The following is a 14811-nucleotide window of genomic DNA, read 5'->3' as shown; positions in this document are numbered from 1 at the left end:
GTGGTGAATTGCCCGGCGTGAACCTGCCGCCGGGCACCGTCGCGCCCTGCCCTCTGGCACGCCGCTTGCACTGCCCCTGGCATCGTCCCGTGGGAGTGCGTCATGCCCAATCTGATTTCGAACTATCTGGGTGTCCATGCCCAGGCCATGCCGTTGCGCGAGCAGCGGATGAAGCTGATCGCCAGCAACCTGAGCAATGCCGACACCCCCGGGTACAAGGCCCAGGATCTGGATTTCGATGCCGCCCTGCGCAATGCCCAGGGGCTGGATGGCAACGGTCTGCTGAAGACCACCAGTGAAAAACACTATGAGATCGGCGGCGGGTTGAACCCGTTCCAGATCGCCAAGGACGGCGTGCAGCCGAGCATCGACGGCAACACCGTCGACCCGGATGCCGAGCGTGCTGCCTACGGCCGCGCCGCGCTGGAGTACCGCGCCTCGCTGAGCTTCGTCGAATCCAAGGTGCGCTCGATGCTCACCGCGATCACGGGGCAATAAGCCATGAGCAATCTGCCCATTTTCGATATTGCCGGTTCCGCTCTGCAGGCGCAGTCCGTGCGCATGAGCACCATCGCCTCCAACCTCTCCAACGCCGACACCGTCGCCGGTTCGGCCGATGCGGTCTACAAGCCGCTGGAGCCGATCTTCCAGTCGGTCACCAGCCGCACCGACCCGAACATCACCACGGTGCAGGTCAAGGAGATCAGCCAGAGCAACGCCGCGCCGATCCAGCGCTACGAGCCGGGCCACCCGCTGGCCGATGCCGATGGCTACATCTACCAGCCCGACGTGGACCCGGTCGCGCAGATGGTCAACCTGATCTCCACCTCGCGCAATTACCAGGCCGGCGTGGAAATGCTGACCACCGCCAAGGAACTGGCGCTGGCCACGCTGACCATGGGTCGCTGACCCTCTTACCGCAGGAATCCCCTCCCATGAGCAGCACCAACGGCGTTGGCCAGAACAGCAGCGATATCTACAGCGCGCTGGGCCTGAACGCGCCCAACAGCGACACCAGCAAGAAAAAGAGCACCCTGGACCAGGCCGATTTCATGCGCCTGATGACCGAGCAGCTGCGTCACCAGGACCCGCTCAAGCCGATGGACAACACCCAGATGGTCGCGCAGATGGCGCAGCTGTCGCAGGTCCAGGGCATCACCGACCTCAACAACACGGTCAAGGGCTTCCAGGATTCGATGTCCAGCGACCAGATCCTGCGCGGCGCGGCCCTGGTCGGCCACGAAGTACTGGTGCCGTCGGAGAAGCTCGCGCTGGAGAAGGAAGGCGATGTCACCGGCATGGTCGCCGCGCCCGGCGCCGGCTTCGTGACGGTGGACATCACCGATGCCAACGGGGTCAAGGTCAACCAGATCAGCGTGGAAGCCAAGGCCTCCGGCGAAGTTACCTTCGACTGGGACGGCAAGGACGCCAATGGCAACCGCATGGCCGAAGGCACTTACACCATCGCCGCCTCGCACACCGATACCGCCGGCACCAAGACCAAGCTCAACACCTACGTGCAGGCCCCGGTAGAGAGCGTCACGGTCGGCACGGACGGCCTGTACCTCAACCTCAAGGGTCTGGGCACGGCCCCGATCGATTACGTGCTCCGCATCAGCTGAGCCGCACCACCCGAATCCACAGGAGCAACCCATGGGCTTCAACGTCTCGTTGTCCGGCATCAACGCAGCCAATGCCGATCTGAACGTCACGGCGAACAACATCGCCAACGTCAACACCACCGGCTTCAAGCAGTCGCGCGCCGAGTTCGCCGATCTGTTCTCGGCCACCAGCTATGGCCTGTCCAAGAACGCGGTCGGCTCGGGCGTGCGCCTGACCAACGTCGCCCAGCAGTTCTCGCAGGGCAACAACGAACAGACCGGGCGCAGCCTGGATATGGCCATTTCTGGCGAGGGTTTCTTCACCCTGACCATGAACGGTGCCCGCGTGTACTCGCGCGCCGGCAACTTCCAGACCGACCAGGCCGGCTACGTGACCAACCCGCAGGGCGCGCGCCTGCAGGTGTTCGCGCCCAATGCCGACGGCACCAACTTCGATGCCGGCCGCCTGACCGATCTGCAGCTGTTGACCACCGACAGCCCGCCCAAGCAGACCGGCAAGGTCGATGTCAGCTTCACCCTGCCGGCCAACGCCAAGGAACCGACGGTCCAGACCTTCGACCCGACCGATTCCAACAGCTACAACCACTCCACCGGCGGCATCACCGTGTACGACTCGCTGGGCGTGAGCCACACCCAGACCTCGTACTTCGTGAAGACCGAAAACCCGAACGAGTGGCAGGTCTACAACTACGTGGATGGCAAGGCCGCCGGTACGCCGACGCTGCTGAAGTTCTCCGACAGCGGCGCGCTGACCGAGCCGGCCAACGGCCAGATCGTCATGGATCCGTTCACCCCGACCACCGGCGCCGGCATGCTGTCGATGTCGCTGAACCTGAGCGGCTCCACCCAGTACGGCGAGAAGTTCGCACTGCGCAACACCCAGCAGGACGGTTACGCGGCCGGCAAGCTCAACGAGATCACCGTCTCCGAGGAAGGCATCGTCTACGCGCGCTACTCCAACGGCGACGACAAGCCGCTGGGCCAGGTCGCGCTGACCACCTTCAACAACGCGCAGGGTCTGGAAGCCAAGGGCAACAACCTGTGGGTGGAGAGCTTCGCCTCCGGCACCCCACGCACCGGTTCGCCGGACAGTTCCAACCTGGGCAAGATCCAGGCCGGTTCGCTGGAAGCCTCCACGGTCGACCTGACCGAGCAGCTGGTCAACATGATCACCGCCCAGCGCAACTTCCAGGCCAACTCGCAGATGGTTTCCACGCAGGACCAGATCACCCAGACCATCATCAACCTGCGTTGATGAGCCACTGACCGCAACACGGGATTACACCGATGGACAAGGCACTCTACGTCGCGATGACCGGTGCACGCGCCTCCCTGCAGGCGCAGGGCACGCTCTCGCACAACCTGGCCAACACCGACACCCCCGGCTTCAAGGAGGCGCTCGCCAATACCGAGGCCTTCCCGATCAAGGGGACCGGCTACGCCTCGCGCGTGGATGCCCTGCACGTGGACGCCGGCTTCAACCGGCGCATGGGCGCCCAGCAGATCACCGGCAACCCGCTGGATCTGTCGCTGCAGGCCGGCAACTGGCTGGCCGTGCAGGCACCCGGCGCCAATGCCGGTGAGGCGTATACCCGGGGTGCGGCGCTCTCGATCACGCCCAATGGCCAGCTGGTGACCGCCGGCGGCCATCCGGTGCTGGATGAGAACAGCAATCCGATCGCGATCCCGCCGCACCAGGCGATGGACATCGGCAACGACGGCACGATTTCGATCATTCCGTTGGGCGAAGGCCCGCAGACGATGGCCAACGTTGGTCGCATCCGCGTGGTGCAGGCCGACGACGCACGGCTGGAGCGTGGCCTGGACGGGCTGATGCGCAACACCGATCCGCAGCAGCCGTTCGTGCAGGCCCAGGGCAAATCGCTGGAAAGCGGCCAGCTGGAAGGCAGCAATGTGGATGCCGCCGGTGCGCTGGTGCAGATGATCCAGCTGCAGCGCCAGTACGAAATGCAGGTGAAGGTGATCAAGCACGGCGACGACAACGCCCGCAGCGCCAACAGCCTGCTGCGCCTGGGCGGCTGACCACCGCCGGTGACGTAATCCCGGCGCGGTTCTGGCACGCGCCATGCATTGCCCTTCGCAAGGGCCGCACCACGCGGCCATCCGCTACAACACAGGAATGACGCCATGAACCAGGCATTGTGGATCGCCAAGACCGGACTGGATGCGCAGCAGACGCGCATGTCGGTGGTTTCCAACAACCTCGCCAACACCAACACCACCGGTTTCAAGCAGGACCGTGCCAGCTTTGAAGATCTGCTGTACCAGCAGGTCCGCCAGCCCGGCGGCGCTTCCTCGGCGCAGACGCAGTTGCCCTCGGGCCTGCAGCTGGGCACCGGTGTGCGCGTGGTCGCCACCTCCAAGAACTTCGAGCAGGGCAGCCAGCAGCAGACCGGCCGCGCGCTGGATGTGATGGTCAACGGCCGCGGCTTCTTTGAAGTGCAGATGCCGGATGGTTCTTCGGCCTATACCCGCGATGGCTCGTTCCAGCGCAACCAGGATGGCGAGCTGGTCACCAACAGCGGCTACCCCGTGCAGCCGGGCATCCAGATTCCGGAAGGCGCGCAGTCGCTCACCATCGGCACCGACGGCACCATCAGCGTGAAGATGGCCGACGACGCCGCCTCGGTGGAAATCGGCGCGCTGACCCTGACCGACTTCGTCAATCCGGCGGGCCTGCAGGCCCGCGGTGAAAACCTGTTCCTGGAAACCACCGCCTCCGGCCCGGCGCAGAACGGCAACCCCGGCCTCAACGGTCTGGGCACCGTGGTGCAGGGTGCGCTGGAAGGCAGCAACGTCAACGTGGTGGAAGAGCTGGTCTCGATGATCGAAACCCAGCGCGCCTACGAAATGAACGCCAAGGCGATCTCCACCACCGACGCCATGCTCGGCTACCTCAACCAGAACGTCTGATCGGTCGACCCGGGAACCTGCCATGTCGCGTCTTGCCCCTACCCTCCGCCTGCTCGCCGCCGCCGTCATCGTCGCCACCCTGAGTGGCTGCGTGATCGCCGGCGATGTCCGGCCCTACCCGGCCATGGCTCCGGTCGAACCGATCATGCCGCCGTCGGCACAGGCCACGGCCGGCGCGATCTACGCCGCCGGCCCGGGCCTGCAGCTGTACTCGGACCGGCGCGCCCGCGATGTCGGTGACCTGCTCACGATCACCCTGACCGAGAACACCACCGCGCAGACCACCGCCAACACCTCCACCTCGAAAGAGTCGGAGCTGAGCATCGGCACGCCGACGATCTTCGGCGCGCCGGTCACGCTGGGCGGCAAGGACATCCTCAGTGCCAGCGCAGCCGGCTCGCGCGACTTCACCGGCAAGGGCACCAGCGCGCAGAGCAACCGCCTGCAGGGCAGCGTGACCGTCACGGTGATCCAGCGCCTGCCGAACGGCAACCTGGTCGTGCAGGGTGCGAAGAACCTGCGCTTGAACCGGGGCGATGAGCTGGTGCAGGTGCAGGGCATCGTGCGCGCGGCAGACATCTTCCCGGACAACACCATTCCCTCCAGCCGTGTTGCCGATGCCCGCATCGTCTACGGCGGCCGCGGCGCGATCGCCCAATCCAATGCGATGGGCTGGTTGAGCCGCTTCTTCAACTCGGCGCTGTCGCCGTACTGAGCCTGACATGACTTTCTTTCTTTCCCTGTTCGGGCAGCGACGCATGGCGTCGCTCTACATGGTGACGCAACGAGGCGCGGTGTCGCACGGCGCGACGCGGGCGGTGCTGGCGCTGCTGGCCGTGTTCGCGCTGGTGGCGCCCGCCTCCGCCGAGCGCATCAAGGATCTGGCGCAGGTTGGCGGCGTGCGCGGCAACGCGCTGGTTGGCTACGGCCTGGTGGTTGGCCTGGATGGCAGCGGCGACCGCACCAGCCAGGCGCCCTTCACCGTGCAGAGCCTGAAGAACCTGCTCGGCGAACTGGGCGTCAACGTGCCGGCCAACGTCAATCCGCAGCTGAAGAACGTGGCGGCCGTGGCCATCCACGCCGAGCTGCCGCCGTTCGCCAAGCCCGGCCAGCCGATCGACATCACCGTTTCCTCGGTGGGCAACGCGGTCTCGCTGCGCGGCGGCTCGCTGCTGATGGCGCCGCTGCGCGGTGCCGATGGGCAGGTCTATGCGATCGCCCAGGGCAACCTGATCGTGGGCGGCTTCGGCGTGCAGGGCAAGGATGGCTCGCGCGTCTCGGTCAACGTGCCCAGCGTGGGCCGCATTCCGAACGGCGCCACCGTCGAACGTGCCCTGCCGGACGTGTTCAGCGGCGGTGGCGACATCACCCTGAACCTGCACAAGAACGACTTCACCACCGTCTCGCGGATGGTCTCGGCCCTGAACAATGCGTTCGGTGAAGGCGCCGCCCGCGCGATCGATGGCGTCACCGTTGCGGTCAACGCACCCTCTGATCCGGGCGCACGCATCGGTCTGCTGGCGCGCATTGAAAACCTGGAGCTCACCCCCGGCAGCGCGCCGGCCAAGGTGGTGGTCAATTCGCGGACCGGCACCGTGGTCATCGGTTCGCAGGTACGCGTCGGCGCGGCCGCAATCTCGCATGGCTCGCTGACGGTGACCATCAACGAAAACCTCAACGTCAGCCAGCCGGGCGCCTTCAGCGGCGGCCAGACGGCGGTCACGCCACAGTCGACCATCACCGCGACCAACGATGGCAGCCGCATGTTCAAGTTCAGCGGCGGCACCACCCTGGATGAAATCGTGCATGCGGTGAACGCCGTGGGCGCCGCCCCGGGTGATCTGATCGCCATCCTGGAAGCCCTCAAGCAGGCCGGCGCGCTCAGCGCCGAACTCGAGGTGATCTGACATGCGCATTCAACCGGCCCTGGAACTCAATCCCGCCCAGCCCAACAGCCCGGCCAAGGTCGACAAGGTCGCCCGCCAGCTGGAGGGCCAGTTCGCGCAGATGCTGATCAAGAGCATGCGCGAGGCAAGCTTCGGCGATTCGCTGTTCCCCGGCGAAAACACCATGTTCCGCGAAATGTACGACCAGAAGATCGCCGATGCGATGACCCGCGGCCGTGGCCTGGGGCTGTCGAGCATGATCGCGCGCCAGCTGGGCGGCGCCGAGGGCGAGACGGCCAAGCCGGTCGATACCACGCTCAACCCGGCCGCGGCCCTTCGTGCCTATCAGCTCAACGCACCGGCCGCCGCCATGCCGCTGCCGGCCAGCACCGCACCCGCCGCGCCGCGCGAGGTCGACCTGCTGCAGCAGCTCGGCGGTGGTGAGCCCTCGGCCGTGCTGCAGCCGATGGAGCGTGCCCTGGAGCTGATCGCCGGCCGTGAAAGCAGCCAGATGCATGAGGCAATCGGCCGCAGCGATCCCTACGCGGCAGTCCCCGATACCGATCCGGCCAGCGCCCACTGGGCCATGGCCGATGACCGCTGGACCGACATCAACCGCACTGCGGCCACCGGCCCGAGCGCCGCCGATACCCTGGCGGCCAACACAGCCGCCGCCGAACTCGGCCCGCACACGCCGGAAGGCTTCGTGGCCAGCATCTGGGGCCATGCCCAGCAGGCCGCGCGCGAGCTGGGCGTGGATGCCAAGGCGCTGGTCGCCCAGGCCGCGCTGGAAACCGGCTGGGGCCGCAAGCTGGTCCGCCGCAGTGGTGGCGACAGCTCGCACAATCTGTTCGGGATCAAAGCCAACGGCTGGCAGGGCGAACGCGCCACCAGCGGCACCCATGAATACGTCAACGGCGTACGCCGAAACGAAACGGCGAGCTTCCGCGCCTACAACTCGGTCGGCGAGAGCTTCGCCGACTACGTGCGCCTGCTGAAGACCAGCCCGCGCTACCAGAACGCCCTCCAGGCCGGCAGCAACGTGCGCAGCTTCGCGCAGGGGCTGCAGCGCGCCGGCTACGCCACCGACCCCACCTACGCGGCCAAGATCGCCGCGATCGCCGGCGGCCCGACCATCGAGCGCGCCGTCGCGGCGGTGAGCGATGCCGGCGAGCGCCTGGGCCGCACTTTTGCCAGCACCGCCAGCCCGACCGGGCTGGGTGTCATCCGTCGTTGAGGTAATCCATGTCCAGCGTACTCTCCACCGGCACCAGCGCCCTGCTCGCTTTCCAGCGGGCCCTGGCGACCACCAGCCACAACGTCGCCAACATCAAGACCCCCGGCTACAGCCGGCAGAAGGTGGACTTCGCCACGGCCGACCCGCAGAACTACGGGTACGGCGACGTGGGCAATGGCACCCGCATCACCGACGTCCGCCGGGTGGCGGACCAGCTGGCGATCTCGCGGCTGCTCGATGGCAGCGGTGAACTGGCGCGCCTGAAGCAGCTCTCGACCATGGCCGATCGCGTGGATGCGATGTTCTCCGACACCTCGACCAACGTCGCCGGGGTGTGGTCCAACTTCTTCGATTCGGTCAGCGGGCTGTCCTCCAATGCCTCCGGCAGCGCCGACCGGCAGAACATGCTGGACAGTGGCAAGACCCTGGCCAACCGCTTCCAGCAGCTCAACACCCAGCTCAACAACCTCAATGGCGAGGTCAACAACGGCCTGATCGCCGGCGCCACCGAGATCAACCGGCTGGCCCAGGAGATTGCCCAGCTCAATGGTTCGATCGGCGGCAATGCCGCCACCGCCGCGCCGGACCTGCTCGATCGCCGCGACCAGCTGATCGCCAACCTGGTCGGCTACACCGGCGGCACGGCGGTGATGCAGGACGGCGGGCTGATGAACGTCTACACCGCCGGCGGCCAGGCGCTGGTGGTCGGCACCACGGCCTCCAAGGTCACCACCGTCACCGATCCCTATCAGCCCGAACGGCTGCAGCTGGCGCTGGAAAGCCAGGGCCAGAAGATCACCATCGAGGGCAAAACGCTCGGTGGCCAGATCGGTGGCCTGCTGGAGTTCCGCGACACCGTGCTGACCCCGGCCCAGGCCGAGCTGGGCAAGCTGGCGATCGGCATGGCCAGCAGCTTCAATGACGTGCACCGCCAGGGCGCGGATCTGTACGGCAACATGGGCGGTGACTTCTTCACCATCGGCAACCCACGCATCACCGCCAACAGCGCCAACGCCGGCACGGCCAGCATGAGCGCCAGCTTCGGCGACCTGTCCAAGCTGGACGGCCAGAACATCGTGATGAAGTTCGATGGCACCCAGTGGCAGGCCACCCGCGCCGACACGGGCGCTGCCATCCCGATGACCGGCGCCGGCACCGCAGCCGACCCGCTGGTGCTCAACGGCGTAGCGCTGGTCATGAGCGGCACGCCGGCCAAGGACGACCGTTTCCTGCTGCAGCCCACCGCAGGCGTGGCCGGCAGCATGGCCGTGGCGATCACCGATACCTCGCGCATCGCTGCCGCCGCCCCGATCAAGGGCACCGCCGCGATGGCCAACACCGGCACCGGCAAGCTGACCGGGGTCAAGGTGACCGATCCGGACAACGCCATGCTGCGCAATCCGGCAGCGATCGTGTTCATCAGCGCCACCGAATACACCATCGATGGCGGAGCCCCCAACACCTACACCGCCGGCCAGACCATCACCGCCAACGGCTGGAGCTTTGTCCTGGACGGCGCGCCCAAGACCGGCGACACCTTCAACATCGGGCCGACCCCGGCCGGTTCCTCGGACAACAGCAATGCCCTGCTGCTGGCCAAGGTCGAGCAGGCCAAGACCTTCAATGCGGGCACGGTCACGCTCAGCGGCGCGCTCGGCGGCCTGACCACCCAGGTCGGCGCGGCGGCCCGCTCGGCGGAGTACTCGCTGATGGCACAACAGGTGATCACCGACCAGGCCCAGGCCGCGCGCGACTCGATCTCCGGCGTGAACCTGGATGAGGAGGCCTCGGACATGCTCCGCCTGCAGCAGGCCTACCAGGCCGCCTCGCAGCTGATCTCCACCGCCGACACCATGTTCCAGACGATCCTCGGAGCCGTACGCTCATGAACAATCGTATTTCCACCGGCATGATGTTCAACCAGTCGGTGTCGTTGATGCTCGCTTCGCAGGCCAAGATGAACCACCTGGAGCGGCAGATCGCCACCGGCAGCAAGATCGTGTCCGCCAAGGACGACCCGGTCTCGGCCGGCAGCGCGGTCGGCCTGGACCGTACCCTGGCCTCGCTGGACCGCATGCAGCTCAACGCCGGCAACGTGCAGAACCGGTTGGGCATCCAGGAAAACGCCCTGGCCCAGGTCGGCGACATGATGGGCCGCATCACCGAGTTGACCATCTACGCCAACAACCCGGCGCTGGCCGCGGCTGACAAGCAATCCATGGTCACGGAAATCGAGGCGATCCGCGGCAATCTGCTGGCGGTGGCCAACAGTACCGACGGCACCGGCCGCTATGTATTCGGTGGCACCGACGACGGCAGCCCGCCCTTCAGTCAGATCGATGGCCGGATCGTCTATAACGGCGACCAGAACCAGCGCGAGGTGGAAGTCGGCCCGGACACCTACGTGAAGGACGCCCTGCCCGGCAGCGAGATTTTCATGCGCATCGTCACCGGCGACGGGCAAGTGGATGGCAAGGCCAGCCCCGGCAACACCGGCACCGGTGTGCTCACCAACATCACCCGCGACAGCGACGGCAGCTGGAATGGCGAGGGCTTCAGCGTGCGCTTCACTGGCGCCGACAGCTATGACCTGCTGGATGCCGGTGGCACCGTGGTGTCCAGCGGCACGCTCAAAACCGGCGACGACCTGGTGGTCAACGGGGTGCGCCTGCATCTCGAAGGCACCCCCGCCGCGGGCGATTCCTTCGAGGTCACCCCCGCGTCCAGCCGCGACATCTTCGGCACCCTGGATTCGCTGATCGGCGCACTGAAGATGGATACCGGCACCCCCGCGCAGCAGGCGGCCCAGCAGAACCTGCTGCAGAGCGGCCTGCGCGACGTGGCCCGCGCCTCGGAGCGGATGATCGACTCCCGCGCCGCCGGTGGCGCCCAGCTCAAGGCGCTGGACAACGCCTCGGACATGCGGGAATCGAACGTCGTCACGCTCAAGACCACCCTCTCGCAGATGCGCGACCTGGACTACGCCGATGCACTGAGCCAGTACCAGCTGGAAAAGACCGCCCTGCAGGCAGCCCAGACCCTGTTCTCGCAGATGCAGTCGATGTCGCTGTTCAACATGATCCGCTGACCCCCCCTACAACCCGGGTTGGCCTGAAGGCCGCGATGCTTTGAGCATCGCGGCCTTTTTGCGTTGTGGGGCGTGAAATCGGCCCTCCTCCGCCTTTCCTGCAAATCCGCGCGAATCTCCGCCTAAAGGTTGTTGACAAAGCGCCGTTATTGATTTGGCAACAGCGAAGCACACAGCCAAAAACAAAAAAACGGCGGCGCTTCGTTCCATTCACCACCGGGATTCCAATAAGGGAGACGACCCATGGCACAGGTAATCAACACCAATACGATGTCGCTCAACGCTCAGCGCAACCTGAGCACCAGCGGCAACTCGCTCGCTACCACCATCCAGCGCCTGTCGTCGGGCCTGCGCATCAACAGCGCAAAAGACGACGCCGCCGGCCTGGCGATTTCCGAGCGCTTCGGCACCCAAATCCGCGGCACCGACGTCGCGATCCGCAACGCCAATGACGGCATCTCGCTGGCCCAGGTCGCCGAAGGCTCGCTGAGCGAAGTTGGCAACAACCTGCAGCGCATCCGTGAGCTGGCCGTGCAGGCCTCCAATGCCACCAACTCCTCCACTGACCGCAAGGCACTGCAGGCCGAAGTGGATCAGCTGGTCAGCGAAATCGACCGCGTCGCCAAGCAGTCCGACTTCAACGGCACCAAGCTGCTGGACGGCAGCTTCACCAGCCAGCTGTTCCAGGTGGGTGCAAATGCCGGTCAGGCGATTGCGATCAACAGCGTCGTCGACGCAAAAGCCGATGCGCTCGGTAATGCGCGGATCGCTGGACCCGCAAGCGGGACCGCCGCGCTTGATGAGGTGACCGCCACCACCAAGGTCTCCGGCGTTGTCATCAACGGCGTCAAGATCGGTGACTTCAGCGGCGACAGCACAGAGAAGCTCGCACAGGCAGCGGCCGGCGCCATCAACGACAAGATCGGTGAAACCGGCGTGTACGCGGAAGTCGTGACCACGGCCGGGTCGCCGGACACCTACACGATGAAGCTGACACCTGTGCAGGCTGACCGCGACTTGGTGATCAGCGGGGCCGCTGCGCTGAAGTTCGCACCTTCTACGGCCGTCGCGCCGACTTCTGTCGCCGCTACGGCGACCGGAAAGTTTGTCAAAGACTTGAATGTGTCCGATTACGTTGGCGCTCAGCAGGCCTTGGAGATCGTCGACAAAGCCCTGGAGTCGGTGAACAGCGTCCGTGCAGACCTCGGTGCCATCCAGAACCGATTCACTTCGGTGGTCGCCAACCTGCAGACCTCCTCTGAAAACCTGTCTGCCTCCCGCAGCCGTATCCGCGATACCGATTTCGCCAAGGAAACTGCGGAACTGACCCGCACCCAGATCCTGCAGCAGGCTGGCACGGCGATGCTGGCCCAGGCCAACCAGGTGCCCCAGAACGTGCTCAGCCTGTTGCAGCGCTGACATGAGACGCTCCTGAAGCACGTCAGGGGCGGCTAACCCAACTCCCGTGCAACTGCTCAAGGACCTCTCCTCATGGCACAAGTCATCAACACCAACACGATGTCGCTCAATGCTCAGCGCAACCTGAGCAGCAGCGGCGCCTCGCTGGCCACCACGATCCAGCGTCTGTCGTCCGGCTCGCGCATCAACAGCGCCAAGGACGACGCGGCCGGCCTGGCGATCTCCGAGCGTTTCGGCACCCAGATCCGCGGTACCGATGTGGCCATCCGCAACGCCAACGACGGCATCTCGCTGGCCCAGGTCGCCGAAGGTTCGCTGACCGAAATCGGCAACAACCTGCAGCGTATTCGTGAGCTGTCGGTCCAGTCCGCCAATGCAACCAACTCCGCTAGCGACCGTGTTGCATTGCAGTCGGAAGTGAACCAGCTGGTCAGCGAAATTGATCGCGTCGCCAAGCAGTCCGATTTCAATGGCACCAAGCTTCTGGATGGCTCGTTCTCCAGCCAGCTGTTCCAGGTCGGCGCCAACGCCGGACAGGCCATCGCGATCGACAAGATCACGAACTCCCAGGCAGATGCTATTGGTTCTTCGACCTTCGCTGCCAATGGTGTGTTGGCGGTCGCCGCCACCGGGCTGACGAGTGGCGAAATCACCGGTATGGCAATCGGAACCGTCTCACTGGGCACCATCAAGTACGAGCAGGGTAAGGATGCTGCGGGTACCCAAGCCAATGCGACCAAGGCGGTCATCGCCGCAGTCAACAGCAAGGTTGGTGAGACCGGGGTCTATGCTTCACAGACCGACAACGGCGCCACCCCGCCAGTCCCAACAGCCGGCGGGATTACCCTGACCTCGGTGAAGGCAGATCTGACTGCCGCCGATATCACGGCTCTGGCCGTCACCCCAGGCACCGGCGGCGTTACTGCCACCACGCAGATACTGGCGGGCAGCACCGCATCGACCCTGAAGGACCTCAAGATCACAGACGTGGCGGGCGCGCAGAAGGCGCTCGAGATTGTCGACAACGCTCTGCAGTCCATCAACAACACCCGTGCAGATCTTGGCGCCATCCAGAACCGCTTCACCTCGGTGGTGGCCAACCTGCAGACCTCGACCGAAAACCTGTCCGCGTCGCGTAGCCGCATCAAGGACACGGATTTCGCCAAGGAAACCGCAGAGCTGACCCGCACCCAGATCCTGCAGCAGGCCGGTACGGCCATGCTCGCCCAGGCCAACCAGGTGCCGCAGAACGTTCTCAGCCTGCTGCGCTAAGCAGCAGTTCACACACCTGCGCCGAGTAATCTGGCGCAGGTGTTGTGACCGACCTACGATCCACCGCCAAAGGAAACCACCATGGCACAAGTCATCAACACCAACACGATGTCGTTGAATGCCCAGCGCAATCTGAGCACCAGCGGCAGCTCCCTGGCCACCACTATCCAACGCCTGTCGTCAGGTTCGCGTATCAACAGCGCAAAAGACGACGCGGCTGGCCTGGCGATCTCTGAGCGCTTCGGAACACAGATCCGCGGCACTGATGTCGCCATCCGCAACGCCAATGACGGCATCTCGCTGGCGCAGGTTGCAGAAGGCTCCTTGACCGAAATCGGCAACAACCTGCAGCGCATCCGTGAACTGGCGGTGCAGGCTTCCAACGCAACCAACTCGAAGAGCGATCGCCAGGCACTGCAGTCCGAAGTGGATCAGCTGGTCAGTGAAATCGATCGTGTCGCCAAGCAGTCCGACTTCAACGGCACGAAATTGCTGGACGGCTCGTTCTCCAGCCAGCTGTTCCAGGTTGGGGCAAACGCCGGTCAGGCTATTGCGATCGACAAGATCACGAATGCCAAGACCGATTCTCTCGGCGGCACTCTTTTCGCCTCTGCTTCCCATACCGCTGCTAAAGAGACCGCCACTGAAACTCCCGCAGCCAGCGGAAACTTCGCGTACGCCGCAGGAACCGTGGCCGACTTCTCGATCATTGCCAACGGCACCACCGTCAGCTTCACCGGCGTCAAGTTCGCCGCCGGTAGTGGCAGCGACAAAGATGATGTCGAAGCGGCGAGCGTCGTGTCCAAGGGCAACGCGATTGCTGCAGCGATCAACGAAAAGTCTGCCGAGCTGGGTGTAGCTGCAGAGGTCGACGACGCTGGTGCAATTACCATCAGCTCGTGGAAGGAAGGCAAGGTAGGTGAGCGGATCACTGCAACCGACCTTACCTTGACCGGCAACGCTGCATTGGCGGCTACCGATGCCAAGCATGCGTCCGATCTGAAGGTAACCAGCTACGGCAACGCCCAGCAGGCCCTGCAGATCGTCGACAAGGCGCTGGAATCGATCAACAGCACCCGTGCAGATCTCGGCGCCATCCAGAACCGCTTCACCTCGGTGGTGGCCAACCTGCAGACCTCGACCGAAAACCTGTCCGCGTCGCGTAGCCGCATCAAGGACACGGATTTCGCCAAGGAAACCGCAGAGCTGACCCGCACCCAGATCCTGCAGCAGGCCGGTACGGCCATGCTGGCCCAGGCCAACCAGGTGCCGCAGAACGTGCTCAGCCTGCTGCGCTGATCCACGGCTGCATCGTCCCGGGGGGGGGGGGGGGGGGGGGGGGGGGGGGGGGGG

General features: G+C 65.3%; 14 protein-coding genes. All 14 read left to right on the top strand.

The genetic code is table 11. The annotated features are described in order from the left end of the window. Positions 1-102 precede the first annotated feature (102 nt). The gene (gene flgB / locus ACE026_RS18895) at positions 103-498 is read left to right on the top strand and encodes a flagellar basal body rod protein FlgB (protein WP_486040369.1); all 396 of its coding nucleotides are present in this window, start codon (positions 103-105) and stop codon (positions 496-498) included. Between the two features lie 3 nt (positions 499-501). After that, the gene (flgC, locus tag ACE026_RS18890; RefSeq protein WP_088435081.1) at positions 502-909 is read left to right on the top strand and encodes a flagellar basal body rod protein FlgC; all 408 of its coding nucleotides are present in this window, start codon (positions 502-504) and stop codon (positions 907-909) included. A 26-nt stretch (positions 910-935) separates the two neighbouring features. Next, entirely contained in the window at positions 936-1622 is a 687-nt protein-coding gene (locus tag ACE026_RS18885) for a flagellar hook assembly protein FlgD (protein WP_486040367.1), read from the top strand. A 31-nt stretch (positions 1623-1653) separates the two neighbouring features. Continuing rightward, positions 1654-2877 (top strand): flagellar hook protein FlgE, encoded by a 1224-nt coding sequence (gene flgE, locus ACE026_RS18880; protein ID WP_486040365.1) that lies wholly within the window; start codon positions 1654-1656, stop codon positions 2875-2877. 32 nt (positions 2878-2909) lie between these two features. Continuing rightward, positions 2910-3665 carry a flagellar basal body rod protein FlgF gene (locus ACE026_RS18875; protein ID WP_121036760.1) on the top strand — a complete coding sequence of 252 codons (756 nt, stop codon included), beginning with the start codon at positions 2910-2912 and terminating at the stop codon, positions 3663-3665. 105 nt (positions 3666-3770) lie between these two features. Continuing rightward, positions 3771-4556 (top strand): flagellar basal-body rod protein FlgG, encoded by a 786-nt coding sequence (flgG, locus tag ACE026_RS18870; protein ID WP_102788470.1) that lies wholly within the window; start codon positions 3771-3773, stop codon positions 4554-4556. 22 nt (positions 4557-4578) lie between these two features. Next, a complete protein-coding gene (gene flgH, locus ACE026_RS18865; RefSeq protein ID WP_486040363.1) occupies positions 4579-5271 on the top strand; it encodes a flagellar basal body L-ring protein FlgH in 693 nt (230 codons plus the stop codon). Between the two features lie 7 nt (positions 5272-5278). Then, a complete protein-coding gene (locus ACE026_RS18860) occupies positions 5279-6463 on the top strand; it encodes a flagellar basal body P-ring protein FlgI (protein WP_486040361.1) in 1185 nt (394 codons plus the stop codon). Position 6464: 1 nt separating this feature from the next. Further along, a complete protein-coding gene (gene flgJ / locus ACE026_RS18855) occupies positions 6465-7679 on the top strand; it encodes a flagellar assembly peptidoglycan hydrolase FlgJ (protein ID WP_486040360.1) in 1215 nt (404 codons plus the stop codon). An 8-nt stretch (positions 7680-7687) separates the two neighbouring features. After that, positions 7688-9568 (top strand): flagellar hook-associated protein FlgK, encoded by a 1881-nt coding sequence (gene flgK / locus ACE026_RS18850; protein ID WP_486040358.1) that lies wholly within the window; start codon positions 7688-7690, stop codon positions 9566-9568. After that, positions 9565-10767, top strand: coding sequence for a flagellar hook-associated protein FlgL (gene flgL / locus ACE026_RS18845; RefSeq protein ID WP_486040356.1), 1203 nt, complete (start codon positions 9565-9567; stop codon positions 10765-10767). The genes flgK and flgL overlap by 4 nt, the downstream gene beginning before the upstream one ends. Positions 10768-11010: 243 nt before the next feature. Further along, positions 11011-12186 (top strand): flagellin, encoded by a 1176-nt coding sequence (locus tag ACE026_RS18840; protein ID WP_486040355.1) that lies wholly within the window; start codon positions 11011-11013, stop codon positions 12184-12186. 72 nt (positions 12187-12258) lie between these two features. Next, entirely contained in the window at positions 12259-13458 is a 1200-nt protein-coding gene (locus ACE026_RS18835) for a flagellin (protein ID WP_486040353.1), read from the top strand. Between the two features lie 81 nt (positions 13459-13539). After that, the gene (locus tag ACE026_RS18830) at positions 13540-14757 is read left to right on the top strand and encodes a flagellin (protein ID WP_486040351.1); all 1218 of its coding nucleotides are present in this window, start codon (positions 13540-13542) and stop codon (positions 14755-14757) included. Positions 14758-14811 lie beyond the last annotated feature (54 nt).

It is taken from the genome of Stenotrophomonas sp. AGC87, from assembly GCF_057333975.1.
This window is presented reverse-complemented; position numbering and strand designations above follow the sequence as displayed.